This is a genomic window from Mucilaginibacter kameinonensis (assembly GCF_003675385.1).
In the GTDB taxonomy this organism is placed as follows: Bacteria; Bacteroidota; Bacteroidia; order Sphingobacteriales; family Sphingobacteriaceae; genus Mucilaginibacter; species Mucilaginibacter kameinonensis.
In genome coordinates this window covers 273,293-297,258 of the sequence record NZ_RCWZ01000003.1, presented here as the reverse complement: position 1 = coordinate 297,258, position 23,966 = coordinate 273,293, and the positions used below count along the sequence as shown (strand labels likewise).

Genomic DNA, 23,966 nt, shown 5'->3' with positions numbered 1-23,966 from the left:
ACAAGAATTTGAATATCGCTGAGTAATGTTCATCAGAGGAGTTTTATTCAAAGCAATGCAGAAACGCTGAAAGAAAGCCCAAAAAACAGTTCTATTGTAGAGGAAATTTTATTGGTGTTCAAACAATAATACACTTTTCGGCTTTTAAAAGGAAAATTTTTACATGGAACAGAGAGACATAGTTGACCCACTAATAAAAGTTGAGGGGATGGGCGCGGTGATCCTGCCCGATGGGGTATTTTTCCGGGTTTGGGCCCCCAATGCAACAGCGGTATACGTTGCGGGAACATTTAACGATTTCAGTAAGGATGAAGACAGCCTGCAGAGCGAAGGAAATGGTAATTGGGCAGGATTAGTCATCAGCGCGAAAAAGGGTGACGAATATAAATATGTGTTGCACACGCCTAAGGGTGAGCTTTTCAAAAATGATCCCTATGCTCGCGCCGTAACCAGCTCGGTAGGGAACTCTATCGTTTATGATCCCGCTGAATTTAATTGGGGGGACGTCTCTTTTGACATGCCAAGTTGGAATAAGTTGGTCATTTATGAGTTGCATACAGGTACATTTAACGTAAAGGAAGAAGGTAAGCCTGGCGATATGTATGGTATTATTGAAAAATTACCTTACCTGAAAGAGCTAGGAATTAACGCAATCGAAATTATGCCGCCTTTTGAATTTCCCGGCGGATTTTCCTGGGGCTACAACCCTTCTCAGCCCTTTGCTATAGAATCAGAATACGGTGGCCCTGACGCGTTCAAATGCCTGGTCAAAGCGGCGCATGAAAATGGTATAGCGGTGATCCTGGATGTGGTATATAATCATTTCGGTCCGGGTGACCTGGATATCTGGCAATTTGACGGTTGGCAAGAAAACGAAAAAGGAGGTATTTATTTTTACAACGACTGGCGATCCGAAACCCCCTGGGGGGATACCCGGCCGGATTATGGCAGAGGAGAAGTGAGGCAATATATCCGCGATAATGCGATGATGTGGCTCGAAGAATACCGGGTAGACGGCTTGCGCATGGATATGATCCCCTATATCAGGAATGTTCATGCAGATGAGAATCCCGGTAGTGTGCTGGAAGACGGCCTAAGTTTATTACGCTGGATTAACGGCGAGATCGCAGAGAAGTTTCCCTGGAAGCTGACTATCGCGGAAGACCTGCATGGTCTGGATAGTATCACCAACCCGGTCGGGCATGATGACGGATTGGGTTTCGGCGCGCAATGGGATGCGGACTTTGTGCATCCGGTCCGGACAGCTTTGACAGCACCGGAAGATAAAGACAGAAGTATGGCTGCCATGGAGCATGCGTTGATGAGCCAGTACAGCGGAAACCCCTTTAAAAGGGTTGTTTACACGGAAAGCCATGACGAGGTAGCCAACGGCAAAGCCCGTGTAGCGGAGGAAATAGCTGATGACGATGTCAACAACTGGTATTCAAAGAAACGCGCGTCCTTAGGCATCGCCATGGTACTGACCGCGCCCGGTATCCCGATGATTTTCCAGGGACATGAATTGCTGGAAGATAAATGGTTTTCAGACACCGATCCAATTGACTGGAATCGTCAAAAGCAGTTTAATGGATTTGTAAACCTGCATAAAGACCTTATCCAACTTAGGCTGAACTACGATAACAATACGGAAGGGCTTTCCGGGCAAAATACAGAGATGATTCGTGTGGATCAAGATAAAAAAGTGCTTGTTTATCAGCGTTGGCAAAACGGAGGAAAGGGTGATACCACGGTTGTTGTTCTGAACTTCAGCAGCGAAAGCTATGTTGATTACCGCATCGGGATGCCGGAGGCAGGAATGTGGAAGATCCGTTTCAACAGCGACTGGGAAGGCTACGACAAAGAATTCAGTGATTTTACATCACTGGATACAGAAGCGGGGGCCGGAGAATGCGATGGATTGCCGTTTTCGGCCAATGTCAGCGTCGCGGGCTATACTGCGCTTATCTTGTCCCAGGACAGGTAGCAATAACGACATTAAATCCTTTTTAAAGTACAACTTCAGTGTGTACCGACCGCATTTCGCCTGGATATTGATGATGGTATAGAAATTGCATCTGTTGGTTATCTATTTACTTAACTGAAAAACTATGAGATCAATCTTGTACATCGTAGCTGTTATCCTGGTAATAGGATGGGCTATCGGCACATTTGCTTACGCCGCAGGCGGTTTAATTCACATATTATTAGTTATTGCAGTAATTTCATTGGTTCTGGGAATCCTACGTAGGGATACGACCGTAGTTTAATCAAAGGTGTTATAAGCCGGTCCACCCAGAGCCGGCTTATTAAAAGAAAATACCTGTAATAATTCGCCTGCTATGCAGTCTGTATATCTTGGCTACTTGAAGTAGACGGTCACTTCTTCCCGCAATTTATATTATTAACTACAGTCTTTCACTTCAGGTGCCCCGGAAGCCTTGAAGAATAAATTTTCCTGCCGCCCTTACCTGATTTGGGAGCATATTCGAGGATCAGATTAACAGAGACTTCTTTGGGCAGCAATAACGAGTATACAGCCCACTGTAAGCGATAACTAAAAACACTATTATGCTGACAAATTGGTCATTCCGTGTAATAGGCTGCAGCGTTCTGTTCGCACCAACCAATGTCCAGGTGAGTGAAGGCATTTTTAATCAACCGGCAACCGTCAGTGTCCGTTTCAAAAAGTAAAAATAGTAGCGACTTTTCAAAATTCATCGCCTTGGCATGGATAAATTTACCTTAGCACCTGGGCAACGGATGATATATAGCCGCGCCTGGATATAAGAATTTTCTTATTGACCTTCTTTTTGATTGTTGAGGTAACCATACAAAACCAAATCCGCAGGGAGAACGTAAATATATCTGCACTTACGTATTGTTATGGTTACTGAGGAGCTTGTTGCAGCCCGGATAAAAAATATTAGGATAGCTAAAAATTACAGCCAGTTGTATGTAGCTTATAAGATGAAAATTTCCCAAAACACTTTCAGTAAAATAGAACTTGGAAACGTGAAACTTACACTTAAAAGGCTAATTGAGATAGCGAATGTTCTTGAAATTTCGCCGGCGGATTTGGTTAGATGTGATGAAGATATCTTTCTCTCTGTTAAACGATAAATGAAGCATGCTAGGTTAACTATTTGCCTCAATAATTTAATTGGGCTTCTTAGTTATTATTTACAAGTTTATCGCGAATGGAGTTAATTAAAATCAGTCGGAAAACGATAATACATGAATTATTCTTCATCGGCAAAAGGAATATTTTACAAGTGCCGACTCAGAGCCGGCACTTGTAAAAAATGCAGAGAAGTTACCCGACGAGGGAATTGTTCCGCAACTTCGGGACAACCTGAAGAACTGCACCCATTAGTGTGTTGCCCATACCTGCAAGCAGATTGACAGGTTATTTTTGCTGCCATCGTTAGAGGGACAAAAATGAGTTATAGCAAATTTTATAGACGCATGTAACCGTGAAAAGATTGTCTCGAGCTCGTTAATATGTTCAGCTTGTCCCATTAATTAGTGGGGGAAGACTGGTAAATAACAGCTAATCGCGATTTGGAAATATAACCGTGCGCACTGAATTTTACATGATTTAGAGAATTTACTTACAAATTAAATGACTATTATGAATTTCCATTAGATGGTAAGTTGCATGGACGGGACGGGGGAACAATAAAAACTCAAGGTTAAACCAAGGAAGGTGCATGTAAGGTATGAACCGGTAATAAAATACGGTTAAGCATTAATATTGTTAAATTATTAAACGCGTAGCAAATAATCTATTTCTGTATTTAGAATAAGTGCGATCTCCATCAGCCGTACTAAGCTGATGTTGGTGTATCCTAACTCAATTTTGCTGTACGCGTTTTGTGATAAATCCAATGACAGCGCTACATACTCCTGTGAATATCCCAGTCGCTTACGCTCCGTCCGGATCTTGGCCGCAACTAACAATAACTTATTCTCGATATTACTTTTCATAGTTGGTTAAAACTTACGAAAGCATTATAAAATCGGATTTTAATCAATTAGAAGATTCAGGATAAATATCATCTTGTATCGATATGCCGGCAAAATGAAAAATAAGGATGTAATTTATCTTTTGTAAGCAAATACCCTGACCGCAATATTGTCAGTTAAAATTAAAACAAAAGAAAATAGATCTGATCTTATGAGTTAACCGGCTTTAAATGCTTTCGTCTGTGTCAATACAGTCACGATCAACAGGCGCAATAAAGCATTCCATAATACTGCAAAAGATGTAAAGTTTAAATTTGCCCTTCAAGGCTGACAGGTAAAATCAATCCATCAGATTGATGTCTCTTCTTAAAATTTCCAGAAAGTAAAGGTTGCCCGGAAACTCGCTTTCGGGGCAACCAATCAATTAACCTTATCATAACGAAAATTAATATCTTAAACAATTATCCAGGAAACAGGTTTGACTGGAGCTTAACAATAACCAAATAATGGCTTATGTTTTTTTAATCCGGTACCTGAACAATGTTCCAATAATTAGGAACTTATAGAATCCATGATCAGCCTGTTATATTATCAAATGTCATCTCTGCTATCAATCGATAATCGGGGAAAGGGGCAGGCATTTAAAGCAGCCCGACGGGCATATTTACTGTTTTTGTGACCTTTAAAACTATATATTCCAGGTCAACGATGCAAATGGTTACGCAGTTTGTACCTCAGTTCAAGACGGTTTTGCAAACATTGCTAGGTTGCTATTTGCCAAGAAGTGAATTACCGGGATTGTTTGAAACTATTTTAAGCTGTAGGCTTTTGAGTCGCGATTATGCCGCTTTCTTCAGGAATTCAGTTATCTATAAGTTTTTTGTCTGCCATGACAAATGTGACCTTTTCAATGCAATATTTACGATCAGCAGGCCCGTGCGTTTTTCAGTATTTTTCTTCCAAATCTTACTGGCATAATAATGATGGGATTGAGGAAAAATCATGCAGAACGCGTTTAAGCTGATCAGCGGTAGCAAATAATCCCTGCTTTCAATCAAGCTAAAACTGCGGAGCAATAGCTACAGGAAGATATCGGTAGTGTCAGAAATGCCAATGCACCAGCGAGCTTTTGCAAATTGTCCAGTCAATGAATGACTTGATTGATAAAGCAGATCCCGTTTTTCTAATTTGGGTTACTTTCTCAATGTCGTCGTTAAAATGAAACAACAGTCTTGATCATATCAATTAGCTGATAAGCCAGTCTCGCGCTTCGTTTTTGTCATCAAAAAATGCCACTTGCACAACTTCGTATGCTGATGGCAAACTCTTTTTAGCAGCGATACGGCTGAATGTACTTGGTGAATAAATCCACGCAAATTTATTAAGACCGGCTTCCGCCATTGCCGGAAACCAAACTTCGGCTCCCCAGTCCGAAGCTTCTGACCAGTTCCCCTTAACATGCGTGTTGTCGTTTAGCACCTTTTGACAATCATTCTTTTTCATTAGATCAAGCAGGATTTCACAGCCTTTGACAACGGAATCATAATTCTGATAGCCAAGCCAGTCCACATCCATATATTCGCCTACCTGCTGATAACGGATCCTGATAAAACTGCCATCGTAATAAGTAAATCCATCCCCGGCAATGTCAATAAATTCCTGTTTCCCGGATAATGGCAATAAGAAATAGAAAACGGAGCCCTCGCCTGGTTCACTTTCGATCCAGAAACTGCCTCCATGGCGCTTTACGATCTCATTTGCAATAAATAATCCTAAACCCAGGCCCTGAAAACGGCTGGAAGTGTTATCAACCCTGTAAAAACGATCAAAAAGGCCTTTCAGATGTTCTGCGGCAATGCCTATGCCAAAATCCTTGACTGAGACTATAATATTTTGGTTTTCCCGTTCACAATTCAAAATCACCCGGTCGGCATCCGGTGAGTACTTTACCGCATTATTGATCAGGTTGATTAGTACCTGCTCCAAACGGTGCTGATCGCCATGGTAAATTAGACTACAGCTGTTTGATATTTCTATGCGGTGTCCGGGAGCTGCCTGCTGCATATTTTCGACGGTGTCGGCAAGTAGCATCCCGAAATCAAAATCTTCCTTATTGTAGGTCATCTTACCTGCATTGATCTTTGACACATCAAGCAAATCTTCAATCAGGCGGCCGAGGCGTTCCATTTGTCGTTCAGCCTTAGCCGCGAAGGGGTTTAGCTTGCCATTACCCGCACTTTCGCGTTTACTTAACTGAAAAAATGCTTTAATGGTCGTAAGCGGCGTCTTAAGTTCGTGGCTGGCTATGCTGATAAATTCATCTTTCCGGTTCTCATTGTATTTCTGCTGATCTATATTGGTATTCGTGCCAAGCCAAAAAGTTACAGCATTATACTCGATCAGCGGCACCGCCCTTGCCAAATGCCAGTAGTAGTTACCGTCGGCAAATCTTAGTCTGAATTCTGTCAGGTATTCTTTTCCGGATTGCAAAGAACGCCGCCATTTAGCCAATGCAGCAGGAAGATCGTCCGGGTGAACAAAGCCCTGCCATCCCTGGTCCGCAATAATTTCGGCATTTTCACCAAAGTCCCTGCTCACAACGTCGTTTACATAATCGAGTGAACCGTCAGCCCGCGCCGTCCAAACCTGTTGAGGCATGGCATTTAGTAAAAACCGGAACCGGCGCTCATTTTCTTCAGTTTGCAATCTGCCTGATACCTGATCGGTAACATCGATGGTGATCACGATCACGCCAATCACCTCTCCGTTAGCATTTCGATAAGGTTCGTAAACAAAATTCTGATAGACCGTTTCCTCCCGGCCGTTGCGCAAAAGGATAACAGGCGTTTCGTTAGTGCTGTAGGTTTGGCCTTTCTGATAAACATCAGAAAGGATCTGTTTTAACCCCTGATAACGCGCATCCGGCAATGCCTCAAGTATAGGAAGGTTTATTACCCACGCTTCAGATTTTCCCCAAAGATCGATCATGAGTGCATTGGCTACCTTGACCACATGCTCAGGGCCCATAAGAATGCACATCGCAACAGGGGCCTGCGAAATTATATTATGCAGATTGCGTTCGCTTTGCTCAACCTGCTGCCGCGCCAAAACCATGTCTGTCACATCTGCCGCCGTATTCATCACGCCGTAAACCCGCCCGTCCTGGTCGAATAAAGGCGTAAAATTATAATTGAAGTAAAATGGCAGTAATTTTCCTTCCACCACCAGATCAACGCGCTGGCCACGTGTTTGAAACGGTACGCCGGTTGTGAAAACGTTGTCCAGTTGCTCATATATACCGGTACCTGCCAACTCCGTCAAGACTTCAGCATATTTTTTGCCGACCACGTCATTTCCTTTGCCCCATACATCAATAATAGACTGATTGACAAGTTCGATCAACATTTCGCGGCCGGAATAGACTCCAATGGGAAATGGCGCGCTGGCTACAATGCTGCGCACTTTGTGCTCAACGCTGGCAAGATCCGTCAGGGACCGCTGTAGACTGGCTTGGATTTCAAGCAGTTCTTCATTTGTTGCTCTTAATTCTTCATTGATGGCAGATAATTCTTCATTAAGGCCTTGTAGTTTAGTTTCGCTTTCAGCCAGATCAACTGTTCGCAACCTCACTTTATCTTCCAGGCTCGCATTCAACATGGCCAGGGCGGACTGCGTATCAACTAATTCCTCATTTGTGGCAACCAGTTCCTCGTTCAGTGAGCCTAATTCTTCGTTTAGCTGCTGCTCGCGGCTTAGCTCAGCGTCGCGAACACCCATGTCGCGCACCGCCTGTTCGCCCCTGAGGCGCTCCGTAACGTCAGAAGCTGTATGCAGTATATAAATGGACTGACCGTCCTCACTGCTGACGGCACGGTATTTATATGCGTAATAGCGGGTGACGAATGCCCCATGAATGCTTGTCTGTGCGGGAATAATTCCCTCATCAGAAATGCCCGTACGCTGTACTGCCTGGAGCATCATCTTGAAAGGCTGTCCTTTTAATTCCGGTACGGCCTCTTCCAGCTCCAGGCCGACGATGCTCTTATCTTTGCCCCAGAATGACAGCATGGCTGCATTGGCAAATTCAATAATGAGATTTTCTCCGCGATAAACCGCAGTCGCGTCGTCTGATAGGGAGAGAATTTGAAGTAACTGTGAGGCTGAAGACATTAACAGCAAACGCTGGCTGGTAAAAAAGGTTTTGCCGGCAAATGCGTATCGGACCAACAAATTTTAGAGTTGAGGGTTTAACGGTGATCCAGGGTGGGGGATATTGAAATTCAGGTTGCTGTAAATTTTTCCTTAAATGAAATTTTTAAATAGATTTGACGCTTTATCACTTATACAACTTGAGGGAAACAGGAAGGTTTCGCTTTATTCATTCAGGGTGACGGGTCCTGATGATCAAACTGCTGAGCATTACTCAAAATTAAACTTTAAATTTAGTGAACTGAAAAATGATGATGTCACCTCGAAATCGTTTTTTGTCAGGTTATCGGTTTTAACCAGTTGGTTTGAACCGCTGTACCTGTTGGTAAACAATACATATTCCCCGGTATTACTTTTTGCGATAAGACTGATCAGGTAATTCCTGGCCAATAATACATCTTTTTCCAGCACTACCTTCGATTTTAGATTAATTATTATAGGGACATCAGATGTTTTGTATATGTTTTTTTGAAGCGGACTGGTATAGATCATTGTGGCATTGGGAGCAAAGCCCCCTGAGAAGACATCATCGCCCTGCAACCGCTGGATTTTAATGTATAGATCCGCTGAATTGGTCAAAGGCCATCCGGCTTGTGCGAATTGTTCATCAGTATTGTTCCAATATACTTTATCAATAACAATATTTTTAAGGACTAAATCCAGCACGGTTATTTTTTTTGAAGGCGTCGTTTTTTTTCCGTCTTCGGAGGTTGCTGTCAGCATTATCGTGTATACGCCGGCTTTAGAATAGGAAAGTACTGGCCTGTCATCCTTTGAAGTACGGCCGTCGCCAAAGTCCCAGCTTATGCTGGCGGCTCCTTTTACAGCACTGATGAGTGAAGTTGTATCATTTGCGACAAGTTTAAAATCTTCGGAAGTCTGATTGCCAAAATGGAAACTTGCAGAAGGAAGAGGTATGTTCTTTTCGTTTTTGCAAGCTATTATAAGAGTTGCGGCAAATAATAAGATCACGGTCTTTTTCATAGAATATATATTGAAATTCTAAATTAATGAATAAGCATTTTTAAAATATAAATAATATATTATTTTTCACATAAAAGCCGGTTATGTCCCTGAGACCGGCAGCAATCCTGTTCCTGTCAGAACAACGGGGGAGGAATACCAAAAACAACTATATATAATTAGGATGCTAGCAAGCTCAATTGCAGTAGAGCACCGCTAATCTCTCGCCGAAACCGATTGGGCAACGGCCCCGAATTTATATTTCTGATAACAATGTGGTTACATAGGTGTTAATTCATGAGATATTACGAACTTGTATCTGTACCAACTACATCGTTATGCCTGAAAAAGAAACACCTGGTGTGCCCGAAAATGAAAACATTTTAAGTGGTACCCGTCGCGATTTTTTAAAACAATCCGGTTTTTTAACAGCTGTCGCACTTACACCCATCGGGATAGTAAAAGCTGCTGAAAGTCATTTGGATGAAAAGGTTGCTGCTTTTTTTGAAAAGATGCCGCTCAAGATGGAGGTAAACGGCGTATCACATCAGCTTTCCGTAGAGCCCAGAAGTACTCTGCTGGAGGTATTGCGCGAACAACTGGACCTCACCGGCACTAAAAAAGGCTGCGACAGGGGGCAGTGCGGCGCCTGTACGGTTCATGTCAATGGTAAAAGGGTTAATTCCTGCCTCAGCCTGGCGATTACCAATAATAATAAAACGATCACTACCATAGAGGGCCTGGCCGATGGAGATGAACTGCACCCGATGCAGCAGGCTTTTATCGACCACGACGGGTTTCAGTGCGGGTATTGTACATCAGGCCAGATCATGTCCGCCGTGGCCTGTATCCATGAAGGCCATGCCGGTTCTGAAACGGAGATCCGCGAATTTATGAGCGGTAACATCTGCCGTTGCGGCGCTTACCCGAATATCGTAAATGCAATACAGGAAGTATCGAAAGGAGGAAACAAGGCATGAACCAGTTTCAGTATAATAAAGCAAATGAACCGCATAGCGCGGTAAAATTAGTGGCTAAAGATCCGGATGCTCATTTTTTGGCAGGTGGTACCAATCTGATCGACCTGATGAAGATGGGCGTGGTAAATCCCACCAAACTCGTAGATATCAATCATCTTCCGTTTTCAAAAATAGAAAAGCTTCCCCATGGGCTGCGCATCGGTGCGTTGGTGAGCAATAGTGATGTGGCGGACAGTGAACTCGTCAAAGCCGGTTTTCCGTTGCTTTCCCAGGCTATCAACGCTGGGGCATCACCGCAGCTCCGGAACATGGCAACGGTGGGCGGCAACCTGATGCAGCGTACAAGGTGCCCTTATTTTTTTGACACGACCCTGCCATGTAACAAACGTAAACCGGGCAGCGGGTGCGGCGCACTCGAAGGTATCAACCGTATGCACGCCATTTTCGGCGCAAGCGATCAATGCATCGCTGTTAATCCGAGTGACATGAATGTCGCTATGCGTGCGTTGAATGCAACGGTTCATGTAAGCGGACCGAAAGGCGCTAGAGGGATCCCTATTGCCGATTTTCACCGTTTGCCCGGCGAGCAGCCCGAACTGGATAACACTCTGAAAAATGGTGAACTCATTACTGCCGTGGAGCTGCCTTATTCAGCGTTTAATAAAAATCTATCCTATCTGAAAATTCGCGACCGTACCTCCTATGCTTTCGCGCTTGTTTCCGCGGCTGTTGCGCTGCACTTAGAGGGCGAGACAATAAAAGAAGCAAGGCTCGCCATGGGGGGCGTTGCCCACAAACCGTGGCGGCTAAGCGCTGCCGAAGAATTTCTAAAAGGTAAAATGGTCAGTGAGGGAAATTTCAGGCAGGCGGCTCAAATCGCCATGAAAGGGGCGAAAGCGTACCAGTACAACCAGTTTAAACTCAAACTCGCGCCGAATACCCTGATACAAAGTTTAAGAATAGCATCAGGCATTGCCGCTTCATAAAAGCATCATCATGAAAAAAGATACGATAGGAGAACCGCTGAGCCGTGTTGACGGGAGGTTAAAAGTGACCGGCGGCGCGAAATATTCTGGTGAATATAAGTTTCCGGGCTTGACCTACGCCGTACTGGTACCAGCAACTATTGTAAACGGAACTGTCACGGCAGTCGACATTAAGGCAGCGAAATATGCGCCGGGAGTATTGGCGGTGATCACACCTTTTAATGCGGAAAAAGTTCCGGGATACCAACCTGATGCTAAAAAACCTGTAAAAGGTTTAAAACTATTTAATGATAACCAGGTGCATTTCAATGGCCAGCCCATTGCATTGGTTATTGCCGATACATTTGAACGCGCTACTTACGCGGCCACTTTAGTAAAGGCGACCTATCAGGTGCAGCCGTTTGAAACTGATTTTCGTAAAAACATAGACAAAGGTGTAACACCCAATGCCGGAAAATATAAGGATTATGTGCGTGGTGAAGCGGATGCCTATAAAAACGCGCAGGTAAAAATTGAACAGGAATATATACAGCCATCTGAAATGCATAACCCGATGGAACTTCACGTGACCACCGCCTATTGGGAAGGCGATAATAAGGTCACCGTTTATACCAAGTCACAGGGGGTGATGAGCTCACAAAGGGCCATTGCGGCTGCTTTTAATCTTGAACCACAGAATGTGCTGATCAATGCCCGCTTTGTAGGTGGGGCATTTGGCTCCTCACTGCGTACCTGGCCCCATGAGATTGCGGCGGTGCAAGCCGCTAAATTCGTAAAACACCCTGTGAAGCTTACGCTTACCCGCGAGCAAATGTTCACATTGGTTGGCTACCGTCCGTTGACAATCCAAAAAATAGGCCTTGGCGCAACAGCCGATGGCAAGCTCACAGGAATAACTCATGAATCTCATTCGCAAACCGCCGTTTATGAGGAGTTTACTGAAAATGCAGTAAATGTATCCCGGTTCCTTTATCAGAGTCCTAACGTCAATACCCGTTATAAGGTGGTGCCGCTGCATATTGGTGTACCGGCGCCTATGCGCGGACCCGGTGAATCCACGGGTGCTTATGCGCTGGAATCTGCACTGGATGAATTGTCCTATGCACTCAATATAGATCCGATAGAGTTACGTTTAAGGAATTATGCTGACATTGATCAGGAACGGAATCTGCCCTGGTCCAGTAAGCATTTAAAGGAATGCTACCAATTGGGTGCCGATCGTATTGGTTGGGCAAACCGTTCACCAAAGCCCGGCACAATTAAAGACGGAGATTGGCTGGTGGGGTACGGCATTGGCTGCGGCGCCTTCGGCGCTTACCGTGGTCATGCCGAGGCTAAACTCAAATTAATGGCCGATGGCAGCATAAACATTCAAAGCGCTACTACCGATATCGGACCCGGAACAAATACAGCTATGATCGTTATTGCTGCGGATGTTCTGGGGATGCCTGCAGAAAAAATTACCTTTGATCTTGGTAACTCTTCCCTGCCACCTGCACCTACACAAGGCGGCTCGTCGACCGTATCATCAGTAGGATCGGCGGTGCATGATGTCTGCGTAGCCCTGAGACAAAAGCTCTATACCTTACAGGGGAAACCCCGGGACAGCATGGACGAGATCGATTATGCGGCGGTAATAAAGGAGCAGAATCTGCCTTATCTGGAAATTTCTGTGGGTTCTGAAAGCGGCGATAATGCAAAAAACTATTCGATGTACTCCTTCTCGGCACATTTTGCCAAGGTGTATGTTCATCCGCTGACAGGAGTGGTAAAGATCAAGAATCTGATCGCGGTGGTAGACGCCGGTAAGATCGTCAATCAAAAAACTGCCGCCAGTCAGATGAAGGGTGGTGCAGTAGGCGGGATTGGTATGGCCATGACGGAAGAAGCCATTATTGATAACCGTTTCGGACGATATATTAATGGTAACTTCGCTGATTATCATGTTCCGGTAAATGCCGATATACCTCAGATCGAGGCTGTCTTCATTAACAAGCCTGATCCGGTAATCAACCCGGTCGGCACTAAAGGAATCGGCGAAATTTCTTTGATCGGCGTAGCCCCGGCCATAGCGAATGCCGTTTTTAATGCTACAGGAATCCGGGTCAGGGATTTGCCCATTACGCCTGATAAGTTACTGTCATAATTGTCAACTTTTAGGAAATTTTTACGTTAAAAAATAGAGGAGGAATCTCTTTTACTCTTTTTTATATACTCTTGTTTATAAAAGCCATATTGGTAAAATCCAAAGTTGGGCCTCAACACGATATCCCAATATTGCGGTAAAAACATAATATGATTGATTTTTGATCTGCTGGCTACAGGCCTTTTGGGGTGCCACCTTTTTCTTTTAACCTGGTAAGCGACATGTGTGGTGTCCGATTGATTGTCTGAAAGGCGCATTAAACTTATCCTTATATTAAATTAAAAAAATTAATGGGAAATAACAATGGAGGGATGAGATCTGTGGCCAACAAGTAATCCTGAATGATTTTGTGGCTAACCTCCATCGGGAGATCGGCCAATCAATTTGCGGCGCTTTAAAAATTTGCATTCCTATAAAAATTCACTAAAAAAATCGGGTCATAAAAAAGGGATACCTTCCGGCATCCCCTCGTGCTTGACTCCAATGCTGCCCGTACCTGCCAGACGAAAAACAACGCTTTGTACTTCGTAATTATAGGGCCCGTCACTACTGGTTTCAATCCATTCCTGGATATGAGCTTTCAAAGCTTTTCGGAGCGGTCTATCCAGCTTAAAATGCCGGTCATCTTCCAGCGAGAGCATGATGCTGTTCTTTTTACTGACCGTGCCTTTTTTGAGCAGGTCATGATAAGTGCTTTTGGTGGCTCTGATCAGAAAATCATGAACAATGCCTTTGGCGGTCCGCGGTTCTATGCTGATCGCCTTGCCCTTCGCCAGGGTGGCCGAATAGGTCTTTAAAAATAATTGCGCCATCTTCAGCGCCTTTTTCTCTTCAAAACCAAGGTTATCAAAAGCGATAAAAATGCTGGTGACCATACGCACGGTTTCATAACTGGCCGGCGCCAGCAGGCCTCGTCAAAATCATTCAGGTCAAAGTACACCAGCTTGGTATCACCTCTATAGCTGCCGAAATTCTCGATATGCAGGTCGCCGCAAATCCAGGCTGGCGGCGATAATGGCAAGGGTTCGGCAGCTGCAAGGTCCTCGTAAAACAAGTGGCATGTACCCCGGAAAAAACGGAACGCATTTTCTGCCATCGCCTCGTATTTTAATTTAACTTTATCCGGCAACAAGCCTTGATTAAAAGATTTCAGACGTACTTTCAGTTTCATTTGATTTTTTGTTGGCGGCTACCGGATTTACGATAGTGGTTTTCTTCCGCGGCATCGATCGAATGCGTCCGGGTCAGGTCATTATCTTCTTCGGCCAGGGTGCATAGCTGTGCATAAAAATGATGTAGGCGGTCCAGTTCCTTCTCGGTGAGGTTCTCACTATCCACGAGGCGGTTGCTGCTACCCTCGTGCGACGCCAGTAACTCGTTCAACTTTAGGTGAATGGCTTTTGAATCTTTGTTCTGGGATTTCTGGATTAGGAATACCATCAGAAAGGTCACGATGGTCGTCCCTGTGTTGATGACCAGCTGCCAGGTTTCTGAATAGTGGAACAGTGGTCCGGTCACTGCCCAGGCCACCACGGTCGCAACGGCTGTGATAAACGCTGCCGAACTTCCGGCTGCTGCAGTGGCCCAATTGGAAAAAGCCTCAAAAAACCTTTTGTTCTTTTTCATGACCAATGCATATGAATTGTGCTGTTGCCGGGTACCGTAAATTCCTGATGACCGTTTTTTACTTTTTTGCCGCTGAGTACATTCGTCTTTGTTTTTACAGTAAACGTTGGCAGCACTTTTTTACCTGTCTTTAGGATCTGCATGCGGCAGTGAAGGCGATCATCTCCTTTAACGCTGAAGCTGAGCTGGCCGGAGCTGTGGCGGAAATGCGCGGCCGGGTAATCCAGGAAGATCCAGAAATCTTCACCCGGCACCCGGTAAAAATGCCGGGGGATGATCCCGAAAGCCACGCCCGCGCCGTAAACTTCCTGCCCCACTGTGCCCGACTGTTCCCAGCCGTCGTGGATATCTTCGACCGCGATCCATAATTTATGATCGACCTGCCCGGTCTTCACCTTTTCGGACAACATATCCTTGGGCAGGTTGGGCGGGTAATAATAGGGCGCGCGGTTGACCACATAACGCAGGAACTCCGGCACCAGGATATTTACTGCCGGTAAGACAGGTTGGTTTTCTGCATACAGTAAGAAATTATGAAGCGCCGCGAACACTTCCTGCTCTTCGTAAGCCGCCGTGTAAGGGGCGTCGTTCAAAGGGAACACCGCAAAAAAGGTAGGATAGTTTTTGGCGTAGCCGTAATTACAATCCCATAACTGCATATTTTTTAACAGGTTGGCCAGGCATACATAGGCGAGGTCCAGATACAGATGTTCCTTGGTTTCCTGGTAGAGCCACAACATCGCATTGGCGCCAAACGCCGTATTATTAGCCTGGTAAAATAGGTCGAACCCTTTACCCTGCAGCGTTCTAGCGGCGCGCTTGGCTTCCAGCAGGTACTTGTTCTGTTTGGTAAGCTGCCAGGCATGGAGCATCACCAGCGCGTAAAGCCCGGCGACATCCTTCTCACCGCCTTTGCCCGGCTGGGTCTCCGCTTTGACTACTTCCAGCGTTTCCATGTGATATAACACGGGCCACTCATAATTAAAATGCCGGGCTACCTGGATGGTATAGTCCAGGGAATCTAAAAACAGTTTTTTAGCTTGCTGATCCCCACGAACAGCCAGCCGGCCTAAATTTAGTAAAGGATGATGCAGGTACCAGGAATCCATCACATTAGGTTGTAACTGTTCCTCCTCACCGCTCAACTGACCGGCTAAAGCGGGCAGAAAGCGGACAACTGTTTTTAGTTTTTTGCTATAAAAAGCGTCCAGTCCCTTCCGGATCTTTTGGATCGCTGGCAAATCCGTCTTGCACCAGTCGTAATAATCTGTCAGCGGCATCAATACCGCAAGCTGTACCATCAATTCCGGAGGCGTCTGGTAATCGGCTACATAGGCGTTCAGGTAGTCCTGTCCCGCGCCATGCGACCAGCAGCCGTGACTGAATTCCAGGTCGTGCAGTCCTTTGCCTACCATCCCAGGCCAGGGATAATAGCGGGTTTCCGGTTTAGGCAGTACTAAATAGACATCTGCCAGCAGCTCCAAAAATTGTCTGGCCTGGGCTAATTCATCTTTAGGGTTTTCCGGATCAAAAGCGATGAAGGCATCAGACAGGACCACTTCCCGATGCGCAGGGATCGGTTTATTCTTTAAGGTCGGCGGCAAAGCAAAACCCAGTTCCGGCCAGCTGCCGCCTACTGTATTGCTTAAAGATGTTTCCACTAGCTGGGCATAATCATTCAACGCGGTCAAGTTCTGGAAATACAGCAAGGCTCCGCATTCGGGCCGGTCCAGCGTAACATACTGCAAGCCGGAACGCGTGCCCTCCTGACTGACCAAAATGGTTCCCGACATTTCCTGGCTGCCGCCGTCAGGCCCGGTGATAACCATATCGCGCGGCCAAAAAGGGATAAGTAAGGGCTTGTGGGGTTTTATTAGCGTCTGGTAGTGGATGATCGGTTTATCCCGTGCCAGAAAGTTCACCAGCACCGTGTAATCGCCGATCGACCCTTTCAGATGAATCGAAAGACCAAGTTCATGCTTGCTTACGCGGGTAATTTCCAGGTGGTCGTTAGGTGCGTAAGCTGGCCGTAGGATAATCTGTACGCCTTTGGGACAGGTCACGCTTATCCATAATGAATTATTGAGATGATGGATATTGACCGCATACCCGGCAAGATCAAATTTAAACATGGCCGGCAGATCCTGCCCATGAAATAAATTTTGTACTGCTACAGCCCAGGGTGAAAGTCCTTCCATAATAAGCGTAAGGTTGTTAAGTGTGTTATATAACTATACAGTAAATTTTTTGTTTTAAATTCATTGTTAATTAAATATTTAATTAAAAAAATATCTCAGCGCCTTTGATTGTAAAAATAGCACGAACTACGAAAGGTGGAGGGACAGTGTTTTAAGTTATTTCATTTATTATTAAACAAAAAAATTTACTTCAGGTTAATTAAAGACATCGGAACTTAATCGATCTACTTATGAAAGCAACAGTATTTCACAAACCCGGCGACATTCGCTATGACACGGTCGAAGACCCGCGTCTGCTGGAGGATTCGGACGTTATTTTAAAGGTCACCTCGACGGCGATCTGCGGTTCCGATCTGCATATTTTAAGCGGCGGCGTTCCGCAACCCAAACCCATGGTGATGGGCCATGAGTTTATGGGTATCGTTGAAGAAGTGGGCAAAGGCGTCAAAAATCTGAAAAAAGGTGATCGTGTGGTCGTGCCCTTCCCGATCTCCTGCGGACACTGTTTTTTCTGCCAGCATGATGCTTCGCCAGCTTGCGAAAATTCCAATTACAAACATTACGGCCCTAACGGCGACATGGCCGGTCAAAAAGGCGCAGCCTTATTTGGTTACACCGATCTGTATGGCGGTTATTCCGGTGGACAAGCGGAGTATGTACGTGTACCTTATGCAGACATAAGCCCAAGAGTGGTGCCGGAAAATATGAGCGATGAACAAGTATTGTTCCTGACCGATATTTTCCCTACTGGCTGGTCGGCCATTGACTGGGCGCAGTTAAAGGGCGGCGAAGTGGTAGCCATATTCGGCTCTGGTCCGGTAGGTTTGATGGCGCAAAAGGCGGCCTGGATCAACGGTGCCAGCCGGGTGATCGCGATCGATCCGCTGAACTATCGCCTGGAAAAAGCTAAAGCAGTTAATAAAGTCGAAACCCTGAACCCGCATGAAGTGGACGTAGTAGAAGCCATTCGCGCCATGACCGGCGGCCGGGGCGCGGACGTATGCGTGGATGCAGTGGGTTTTGAACCGGAGCGAGATATCCTGGACAAAGCCAAAGCGCTGTTCAATTTTGAGGTGGGCAGCATGAAAGTGCTGGATACAGCTTTTAAAGCGGTACGGCGCATGGGTACGGTTTCGATTGTAGGCGTATATGGTTCCACTTATGATAACTTCCCGCTGCACCGTGTTTTTGATAAAGGCATTACGCTGAAAATGGGCCAGGCACCGGTTTTGAATTATATCGATCACCTGATCGAACTCGTGAAAACCGAAAAAGTGGTACTGGACGATATCATCACTCATACGCTGCCGTTGAGCGAAGTAACCCACGGTTACGAGATTTTTAATAAGAAAGAGGAAGATTGCGTGAAGGTGGTACTTAAACCCTGGGAGCAGCGCAACGAAACTGAAAACAAGAAACTTGTAAAGATCGAGAACTAATGGAAAATCAACGAAAAACTGCTTTGATCACAGGCGGAACGAGCGGGATCGGCAAAGAACTGGCGAAACTTTTCGCTAAAGATAACTATAATTTGATCATCGTAGCGCGGGACCAGGCCGAACTGGACAGCACCAAAAATGAATTGCAAAAGTTCGGTATTACGGTCAAAACGATTGCAAAAGATTTGTCTGATATGGAGCAGGCTAAAACGCTTTGCAGTGATGTGACCGAAAAGGTAGATGTGCTGGTCAATGATGCAGGCCAGGGTGTTTATGGCTTGTTCAAAGACAATGAGCTGGAAAAAGAGCTGGGCATTATTCACCTGAATATCTGCGCCACCGTGATCCTGACCAAACATTTCGTTCAACAGATGGCCGAACGCGGTGAGGGTAAGATCCTGAACCTCGGCTCGGTAGCCGGCAAACTGCCGGGACCCTGGCAGGCGGTGTATCACGCAACCAAGGCATTCGTCTTATCATTTACCACCGCGATCCGGGAAGAACTGAAAGATTCGGGTATCACATTTACCGCACTGATGCCGGGCGCGACAGCTACGGATTTCTTTAACAAAGCGGGCATGCAGGACAGCCAGATCGCGCAGAATAAGGAAGCCCTTTCTGACCCGGAGGATGTCGCTAAGGAAGGCTACGAAGCCCTAATGGCAGGCAAAGACCGGGTGATCGCTGGCTGGAAGAACAGTTTAGAGGTTCACGCTGCTAACCTGATGCCGGACAGCGCGGTCGCACACACGATGTATGAACAGCAAAAACCAGTAAACCAACAATAACAATCATGGCCAAGACACCTGCGAAACAAAACCGGCAGCCGGGCATCGAAGCGAAGATGGACCCGGCGCCGGAATATATCAAAAGCAGCTATGCCGGTTCGGGCAAGCTGCAGGATAAGGTTGCCCTGATCACGGGCGGTGATTCGGGGATAGGCCGCGCGGTCAGCGTGCATTTTGCCCGCGAGGGTGCGGATATAGCGATCGTATATTTAGATGAAGATATTGACGCGGAAGAAACCAAAAGATTGATCGAAGCGGAGGGCCGTAAATGCCTGCTTATCAAAGGCGATGTAAAAAAGGCCGCCTTTTGCAAAAAAGCGGTGGCACAGACGGTCAGTAAACTAGGGAAACTGAATATCCTGATCAACAATGCCGGCATGCAGTTCCCGCAAAAAGACCCCAGGAAGATCGATGAAAAGCAACTGGAGGATACTTTCCGTACCAACATCTTCGCTTATTTCCACTTTGCCAACGAGGCACTGGAGCACCTGGGGGAAGGCGATTGCATCATCAATACGACCTCGGTTACGGCCTACCGTTCCTCACCCAACCTGATCGATTATTCCTCGACCAAGGGCGCGATCACGAGCTTTACCCGTTCTCTGGCTACCAATTTGACCGACAAAAAGATCAGGGTAAACGCAGTCGCGCCGGGTCCGGTCTGGACGCCACTCATCGTGGCGACGTTTGATGAGGAAAAGATCAAATCGTTTGGCAGCGAGACGGCCATGAAACGTGCCGGTCAACCTTCGGAACTGGGTCCGGCTTACGTATTCCTGGCGTCGGATGACGCTTCCTTTATTACGGGGCAAGTGATCCATGTCAACGGCGGGGAGGTAGTTAACGGTTAATTCAATTCAAACAATAACTAATAGCAATCATTATGGCTAAGTACTCAGAAAAAGCACAGGACAAGGTCCACAAGGCTTTACACGAAGAAAAAGAAGGCACGTTGGAAAGCGGTCGCAGCGGTAAAAAAGTAACCAGTAAAAAACAGGCGATCGCCATCGGGTTATCCGAAGCCCGGAAGGAAGGCGCCAAAGTCCCTAAAAAGAAAGATTAACATGAATGAAGAAAATAAAGTGACCCGGCGCCAGGTGGTGGCCGGGTTAGGTACCGCGCTGGCGGCGGCGGCGGTATCACCCGCCTTTGCCGCTAACGGCTTGCATTTGAAAAATGCGGATGGCCCCGTGAAGATCAGCGATCCGACTAACCTTCACCCTAAACCGCCATTTTAGAGCCAGCCGCAGCCCTGGCCGGGTTTGCAGAGCAAAATGGACCCGGTACCTGATTGCGGCGAAACGAGTTATAAAGGTTCCGGTCGATTAATGGGCCGCAAGGCATTGATTACTGGTGGTGATTCCGGCATGGGACGTGCTGCGGCAATCGCTTATGCCCGCGAGGGTGCGGATGTGGCGATTAACTACTACCCGACCGAAGAACAGGATGCGCAGGAAGTGGTGGCGCTCATCAAAAAAGAAGGACGCAAAGCGATCGCTATTCCCGGTGATCTGCGCAGCGAAGAGTTCTGCAAATCTTTGGTACAAAAAGCTGTCGCCGGTTTAGTTGGGTTGGATATTATTGTCAATAATGCCGGAAGGCAGCAATCGATCAATTCCATCACGGATTTAACTACCGAGGAATTTGATTCCACCATGAAGACCAATATTTACGCGCCATTCTGGATCATCCGGGAGGCGCTGCCGCATTTGCCGCCGGGATCAGCGATCATTGGTACGACCTCGGAACAGGCTTATGACCCTTCACCGGATCTTTATGCTTATGCGCAGACCAAAGCGGCAACGATGAACTACGTCAAATCATTAGCTAAACAATTAGGTCCGAAAGGCATCCGGGTGAACGGCGTGGCACCGGGGCCGGTCTGGACCGCTTTACAGATCAGCGGCGGCGCCCAGCCGGAAAAGCAGCAGATATTCGGTAGCTGGACAATGCTGGGCAGACCGGGGCAGCCTGCTGAGCTGGCGTCTATCTATGTTCAATTGGCAGCTGCCGATGCCAGCTTTGCCAGCGGCCAGGTCTATGGGGCCTCGGGAGGGGTCGGTCAGCCATGAGAAAGTTATGTTTATTCGCTCTACTGGGCCTTGTCACAATGGCTAAGGCCCAGATCCCGCAGCCGGACCCGGATACCACGGCCAAACATTTTCTGATCGTGGCCAGTATCAAGAATTTGCAGGAAGTCAGTTCAGGTCAGTTGGCTGTGCAGAAAGCTATGAATCCTGAGGTCAAAATGTTCGGCCAGATGATGGTCAAGGATCATGGGGACACAGAACAAAAGTTATTGACTTTGGCTAAAAGCCGCGGAATCGCCTTGCCGGCAGTCGCGACAAGCGGCATCAAGCCCGACCTGATGCTGGCACACGCCGGTGCAAAATTTGATCAGCTCTATGTGCATGGTATGGTCAGTGGTCATCGGAACACGTTGGATGTTTTCGAGAATTATGCGACCAGGGGCAAGGATCCGGCAGTCAAAGCATTTGCACAGCAGATGCTGCCGGTGCTGAAGCATCACCTTATGGAGATCGAGGCTATCGATCAAAAGCTGAAATAATAAAAAGAGGCGGGGGCTGCTCCGCCTCTTGGTCTATCCACCTTACATTTGTCCCGCCCAATCATCGCCGCTGTCCCCCCGGAGCAGGATGATAGCGAACCAAATGATGAAACTGATACCCAGGAGGTCTTTCAGCCCGGCGGATAGTTGCCGGCGGGACAGCCATTGCATTCCGCCCCATAGCAGCAGTACCAGTATGGCAAGCGCTGCAGCCTGCGGCCAAGGAATATTTTTGTCCTTCATGCCATTTCCTCCAGGTTTTTTAACCGGAAAATTTCCTTGGCTATCAGCTTGCAATTGTGGCCAAGCTCGTCCAGCGTGCAGCAGATCGTCCTGATCTTTACCGGCAAGTCATTTACCGTTTCCATTAAGTCGATATGCAGCGGGCAGCTCTCCCGGAGTTGCTCGGACCCTTTCAGCTGACCGAACAATCCATAGGCCGCCTCCCGGTCATTGCCGAAAAAGTACTGCCCGTAATCTGTGAATCCCTGCAGCGTCTTTACGCTCATCAGGATATAAAATTGTGTTTTCATGGTCGTGTTAAATACCAAGAGCCCCTTGCGCAGGAGCTCTTGTATTAAAAACTAATTACACTTATTTGATCTCGATCTGGCGACGCACTGCTTTCGCCTCTTCGCGTTTGGCAATATCAATGCGGAGGATACCGTCGGTATAGGAAGCATCGATCTGACTGTGATCGGCGCTGTCCGGCAGCGTGAATGAACGCACAAATGAACTGTAACTGTACTCGCGCTTGTTATAGCTCTTTTGGCTGTCATTTTGTTCCGACTGCTGTTCTACCGAAATGGTGAGCTGGTTGCGTTCCAGATTCAGCTTGAAGTCGTCTTTTTTCAATCCCGGTGCAGCCAGTTCAACTTGGTAGCTATTCTCGCTTTCGCTGATATTAACAGCCGGCACTCGGGTGATCATGCGGTCGCTGAAAAATGTGTCGCTAAAGATTGATTCGAAAACATCATTAACTCCTGGTAATAATGTGTTGTTGCGTTTGTTGTTGAATTTAACTAAGGTCATGGCCTTTTCTCCTTTAAATGTTACTCTAAAAAATTAATGTCAATTGTTAATTAAACTATACGCATGTGGTCAAGCAGCGTGCCAACAATCTGACAATGAAAATTTTTCAGTTTCCGGCTGCAATTTTTTCAGCTGCAAGGTCAATATTTCAGTAGCAACGCGCCTAACCCGCCATTCGCTGCAGGGTGCGGCGGTTCATGATTTTTCGTCGCCAGCGTCATGGGCTGGGAATTGTAATCTCCCTGCAGCCAGTTAGTGAAGTTTTGGTCTCCTTTCCCAGGCACTTTACATGTTGTTGATACGCCAGTCGATTTCTTTTTCCAGAAGCTCGCTCAGCGCCAGTGCACCGGATATAAGATTTTTCTCAATTTTATGCAGTTTTAGTTCCTTCAGATGTCAGCGTCATTTTATAAGCTATAGTTGCAGCCACAGCAAAAACAATGTGTGCCGGGATCCGTTGCAGATAGTAGTGGCTGTAGTTTATCCAGGGCGGCAATGGATGCGCTTTAAAAGTGGCTTTCCAGATCAGGTAACCCAGCAATCCGCTGAGCGTACCGAGTATCAACCCGTTTTTTATGCTGTGTTTGATCTTACGATGTTCCCATAACTCCACATAGATAGCTGCAAAAACGAGCCCCATCGCATAATGGGCGCCCCACCCGGCAATTGTTTTCGCGTTACGCGATAACTGAGGCACCAGGCGGCTGATCAAGGTTTCCAGATGCTTAGGTTCTCTGAAATTCTCCTGAAATAAAACGGACATGAGCTCGCTGCCGGCTGTCATGACCGTAGTTCCGGCGATACCGGTTAATGCCGTTTTTGAAAATTGATCCATAATCCGAAGCAGTCAATATCCGTGCCGTGTGCGGCTGGATCAAAATCCGGTTTTAACAGCCTGTTCAGTGCCATTAAATCCGAACAAAAAAAGGTCAGTTGTGTGCTAATGGCTACAGCGATGTTTTAATTGCGGGGCTAAATCGTAGCGATGATTTTCGGTGATCTGGCAAAATAATATTTTTTACTCAGGCGTATTACCGTAAAATTTCTGGATCAGCATACATCGA

General features: G+C 46.4%; 22 protein-coding genes and 1 pseudogene. 13 read left to right on the top strand and 10 right to left on the bottom strand.

Annotation, left to right across the window (positions count from 1 at the left end):
- Positions 1–163 precede the first annotated feature (163 nt).
- The 3 genes from EAH55_RS14350 (at position 164) to EAH55_RS31400 (ending at position 3,120) form a co-directional block, all read left to right on the top strand.
- The gene (locus EAH55_RS14350; protein ID WP_121810278.1) at positions 164–1,984 is read left to right on the top strand and encodes an alpha-amylase family glycosyl hydrolase; all 1,821 of its coding nucleotides are present in this window, start codon (positions 164–166) and stop codon (positions 1,982–1,984) included.
- Between the two features lie 124 nt (positions 1,985–2,108).
- Positions 2,109–2,267, top strand: coding sequence for a lmo0937 family membrane protein (locus tag EAH55_RS14345; protein ID WP_121810277.1), 159 nt, complete (start codon positions 2,109–2,111; stop codon positions 2,265–2,267).
- A gap of 616 nt (positions 2,268–2,883) precedes the next feature.
- Positions 2,884–3,120, top strand: coding sequence for a helix-turn-helix domain-containing protein (locus EAH55_RS31400; protein WP_121810276.1), 237 nt, complete (start codon positions 2,884–2,886; stop codon positions 3,118–3,120).
- Between the two features lie 645 nt (positions 3,121–3,765).
- On the opposite strand, the gene EAH55_RS14335 is transcribed toward EAH55_RS31400, so the two are convergent.
- From EAH55_RS14335 to EAH55_RS14320, 3 genes are all read right to left on the bottom strand, one after another.
- Positions 3,766–3,987, bottom strand: a complete 222-nt coding sequence (locus EAH55_RS14335; RefSeq protein ID WP_121810275.1) for a helix-turn-helix domain-containing protein — start codon at positions 3,985–3,987, stop codon at positions 3,766–3,768.
- A 1,224-nt stretch (positions 3,988–5,211) separates the two neighbouring features.
- Positions 5,212–8,136: an ATP-binding protein gene (locus EAH55_RS14325; protein WP_121810273.1), complete on the bottom strand. Its 2,925-nt coding sequence runs from the start codon at positions 8,134–8,136 to the stop codon at positions 5,212–5,214.
- A gap of 249 nt (positions 8,137–8,385) precedes the next feature.
- Positions 8,386–9,159 (bottom strand): PKD domain-containing protein, encoded by a 774-nt coding sequence (locus tag EAH55_RS14320; protein ID WP_121810272.1) that lies wholly within the window; start codon positions 9,157–9,159, stop codon positions 8,386–8,388.
- 317 nt (positions 9,160–9,476) lie between these two features.
- On the opposite strand from EAH55_RS14320, the gene EAH55_RS14315 reads away from it, so the two are divergent.
- The 3 genes from EAH55_RS14315 to EAH55_RS14305 are packed head-to-tail and all read left to right on the top strand — an operon-like array spanning position 9,477 to position 13,250.
- Positions 9,477–10,118 carry a (2Fe-2S)-binding protein gene (locus EAH55_RS14315; protein WP_121810271.1) on the top strand — a complete coding sequence of 214 codons (642 nt, stop codon included), beginning with the start codon at positions 9,477–9,479 and terminating at the stop codon, positions 10,116–10,118.
- Positions 10,115–11,104: an FAD binding domain-containing protein gene (locus EAH55_RS14310; RefSeq protein WP_121810270.1), complete on the top strand. Its 990-nt coding sequence runs from the start codon at positions 10,115–10,117 to the stop codon at positions 11,102–11,104. Before EAH55_RS14315 ends, EAH55_RS14310 begins: the two co-directional genes overlap by 4 nt.
- 10 nt (positions 11,105–11,114) lie before the next feature.
- Positions 11,115–13,250, top strand: coding sequence for a xanthine dehydrogenase family protein molybdopterin-binding subunit (locus EAH55_RS14305; RefSeq protein WP_121810269.1), 2,136 nt, complete (start codon positions 11,115–11,117; stop codon positions 13,248–13,250).
- 437 nt (positions 13,251–13,687) lie between these two features.
- Here the strand turns inward: EAH55_RS14305 and EAH55_RS14295 are convergent.
- From EAH55_RS14295 to EAH55_RS14280, 3 genes and pseudogenes are all read right to left on the bottom strand, one after another.
- Positions 13,688–14,346, bottom strand: a pseudogene (locus tag EAH55_RS14295) (DUF2252 family protein).
- A gap of 71 nt (positions 14,347–14,417) precedes the next feature.
- On the bottom strand, positions 14,418–14,876 hold the full coding sequence (locus tag EAH55_RS14285; protein WP_121810265.1) for a low affinity iron permease family protein: 459 nt from the start codon (positions 14,874–14,876) through the stop codon (positions 14,418–14,420).
- The gene (locus tag EAH55_RS14280; protein ID WP_121810264.1) at positions 14,873–17,074 is read right to left on the bottom strand and encodes a glycoside hydrolase family 88 protein; all 2,202 of its coding nucleotides are present in this window, start codon (positions 17,072–17,074) and stop codon (positions 14,873–14,875) included. The genes EAH55_RS14285 and EAH55_RS14280 overlap by 4 nt, the downstream gene beginning before the upstream one ends.
- 230 nt (positions 17,075–17,304) lie before the next feature.
- Here EAH55_RS14280 and EAH55_RS14275 point away from each other — a divergent pair, with 230 nt between their 5' ends.
- The 7 genes from EAH55_RS14275 to EAH55_RS14250 are packed head-to-tail and all read left to right on the top strand — an operon-like array spanning position 17,305 to position 21,870.
- Positions 17,305–18,513 (top strand): zinc-dependent alcohol dehydrogenase, encoded by a 1,209-nt coding sequence (locus EAH55_RS14275; RefSeq protein WP_121810263.1) that lies wholly within the window; start codon positions 17,305–17,307, stop codon positions 18,511–18,513.
- On the top strand, positions 18,513–19,301 hold the full coding sequence (locus tag EAH55_RS14270) for an SDR family NAD(P)-dependent oxidoreductase (RefSeq protein ID WP_121810262.1): 789 nt from the start codon (positions 18,513–18,515) through the stop codon (positions 19,299–19,301). Before EAH55_RS14275 ends, EAH55_RS14270 begins: the two co-directional genes overlap by 1 nt.
- A 5-nt stretch (positions 19,302–19,306) precedes the next feature.
- Entirely contained in the window at positions 19,307–20,152 is an 846-nt protein-coding gene (locus EAH55_RS14265) for an SDR family oxidoreductase (protein ID WP_112575328.1), read from the top strand.
- Between the two features lie 32 nt (positions 20,153–20,184).
- The gene (locus EAH55_RS14260; RefSeq protein ID WP_091221134.1) at positions 20,185–20,364 is read left to right on the top strand and encodes a DUF6496 domain-containing protein; all 180 of its coding nucleotides are present in this window, start codon (positions 20,185–20,187) and stop codon (positions 20,362–20,364) included.
- A gap of 19 nt (positions 20,365–20,383) precedes the next feature.
- Positions 20,384–20,539: a hypothetical protein gene (locus EAH55_RS30905; RefSeq protein WP_162996882.1), complete on the top strand. Its 156-nt coding sequence runs from the start codon at positions 20,384–20,386 to the stop codon at positions 20,537–20,539.
- Between the two features lie 36 nt (positions 20,540–20,575).
- Positions 20,576–21,373: an SDR family oxidoreductase gene (locus EAH55_RS14255; protein ID WP_162996881.1), complete on the top strand. Its 798-nt coding sequence runs from the start codon at positions 20,576–20,578 to the stop codon at positions 21,371–21,373.
- A 38-nt stretch (positions 21,374–21,411) separates the two neighbouring features.
- Positions 21,412–21,870 carry a DUF4142 domain-containing protein gene (locus EAH55_RS14250; protein ID WP_162996880.1) on the top strand — a complete coding sequence of 153 codons (459 nt, stop codon included), beginning with the start codon at positions 21,412–21,414 and terminating at the stop codon, positions 21,868–21,870.
- A 42-nt stretch (positions 21,871–21,912) separates the two neighbouring features.
- Here EAH55_RS14250 and EAH55_RS14245 read toward each other — a convergent pair whose 3' ends face one another.
- The 4 genes from EAH55_RS14245 to EAH55_RS14230 form a co-directional block, all read right to left on the bottom strand.
- Positions 21,913–22,113, bottom strand: a complete 201-nt coding sequence (locus EAH55_RS14245) for a hypothetical protein (RefSeq protein WP_121810260.1) — start codon at positions 22,111–22,113, stop codon at positions 21,913–21,915.
- Positions 22,110–22,403 (bottom strand): hypothetical protein, encoded by a 294-nt coding sequence (locus EAH55_RS14240; protein WP_121810259.1) that lies wholly within the window; start codon positions 22,401–22,403, stop codon positions 22,110–22,112. Before EAH55_RS14240 ends, EAH55_RS14245 begins: the two co-directional genes overlap by 4 nt.
- Positions 22,404–22,464: 61 nt before the next feature.
- Complete coding sequence (locus EAH55_RS14235; protein ID WP_121810258.1) at positions 22,465–22,902, bottom strand: Hsp20/alpha crystallin family protein; 438 nt, start codon at positions 22,900–22,902, stop codon at positions 22,465–22,467.
- 370 nt (positions 22,903–23,272) lie between these two features.
- The gene (locus EAH55_RS14230; protein ID WP_121810257.1) at positions 23,273–23,737 is read right to left on the bottom strand and encodes a hypothetical protein; all 465 of its coding nucleotides are present in this window, start codon (positions 23,735–23,737) and stop codon (positions 23,273–23,275) included.
- Between the last annotated feature and the right edge of the window lie 229 nt (positions 23,738–23,966).

Coding starts and splice junctions, on each gene's coding strand:
- EAH55_RS14350 (WP_121810278.1), top strand. CDS start 164: ATGGAACAGAGAGACATAGTTGACCCACTAATAAAAGTTGAGGGGATG.
- EAH55_RS14345 (WP_121810277.1), top strand. CDS start 2,109: ATGAGATCAATCTTGTACATCGTAGCTGTTATCCTGGTAATAGGATGG.
- EAH55_RS31400 (WP_121810276.1), top strand. CDS start 2,884: ATGGTTACTGAGGAGCTTGTTGCAGCCCGGATAAAAAATATTAGGATA.
- EAH55_RS14335 (WP_121810275.1), bottom strand. CDS start 3,987: ATGAAAAGTAATATCGAGAATAAGTTATTGTTAGTTGCGGCCAAGATC.
- EAH55_RS14325 (WP_121810273.1), bottom strand. CDS start 8,136: ATGTCTTCAGCCTCACAGTTACTTCAAATTCTCTCCCTATCAGACGAC.
- EAH55_RS14320 (WP_121810272.1), bottom strand. CDS start 9,159: ATGAAAAAGACCGTGATCTTATTATTTGCCGCAACTCTTATAATAGCT.
- EAH55_RS14315 (WP_121810271.1), top strand. CDS start 9,477: ATGCCTGAAAAAGAAACACCTGGTGTGCCCGAAAATGAAAACATTTTA.
- EAH55_RS14310 (WP_121810270.1), top strand. CDS start 10,115: ATGAACCAGTTTCAGTATAATAAAGCAAATGAACCGCATAGCGCGGTA.
- EAH55_RS14305 (WP_121810269.1), top strand. CDS start 11,115: ATGAAAAAAGATACGATAGGAGAACCGCTGAGCCGTGTTGACGGGAGG.
- EAH55_RS14285 (WP_121810265.1), bottom strand. CDS start 14,876: ATGAAAAAGAACAAAAGGTTTTTTGAGGCTTTTTCCAATTGGGCCACT.
- EAH55_RS14280 (WP_121810264.1), bottom strand. CDS start 17,074: ATGGAAGGACTTTCACCCTGGGCTGTAGCAGTACAAAATTTATTTCAT.
- EAH55_RS14275 (WP_121810263.1), top strand. CDS start 17,305: ATGAAAGCAACAGTATTTCACAAACCCGGCGACATTCGCTATGACACG.
- EAH55_RS14270 (WP_121810262.1), top strand. CDS start 18,513: ATGGAAAATCAACGAAAAACTGCTTTGATCACAGGCGGAACGAGCGGG.
- EAH55_RS14265 (WP_112575328.1), top strand. CDS start 19,307: ATGGCCAAGACACCTGCGAAACAAAACCGGCAGCCGGGCATCGAAGCG.
- EAH55_RS14260 (WP_091221134.1), top strand. CDS start 20,185: ATGGCTAAGTACTCAGAAAAAGCACAGGACAAGGTCCACAAGGCTTTA.
- EAH55_RS14255 (WP_162996881.1), top strand. CDS start 20,576: ATGGACCCGGTACCTGATTGCGGCGAAACGAGTTATAAAGGTTCCGGT.
- EAH55_RS14250 (WP_162996880.1), top strand. CDS start 21,412: ATGGCTAAGGCCCAGATCCCGCAGCCGGACCCGGATACCACGGCCAAA.
- EAH55_RS14245 (WP_121810260.1), bottom strand. CDS start 22,113: ATGAAGGACAAAAATATTCCTTGGCCGCAGGCTGCAGCGCTTGCCATA.
- EAH55_RS14240 (WP_121810259.1), bottom strand. CDS start 22,403: ATGAAAACACAATTTTATATCCTGATGAGCGTAAAGACGCTGCAGGGA.
- EAH55_RS14235 (WP_121810258.1), bottom strand. CDS start 22,902: ATGACCTTAGTTAAATTCAACAACAAACGCAACAACACATTATTACCA.
- EAH55_RS14230 (WP_121810257.1), bottom strand. CDS start 23,737: ATGGATCAATTTTCAAAAACGGCATTAACCGGTATCGCCGGAACTACG.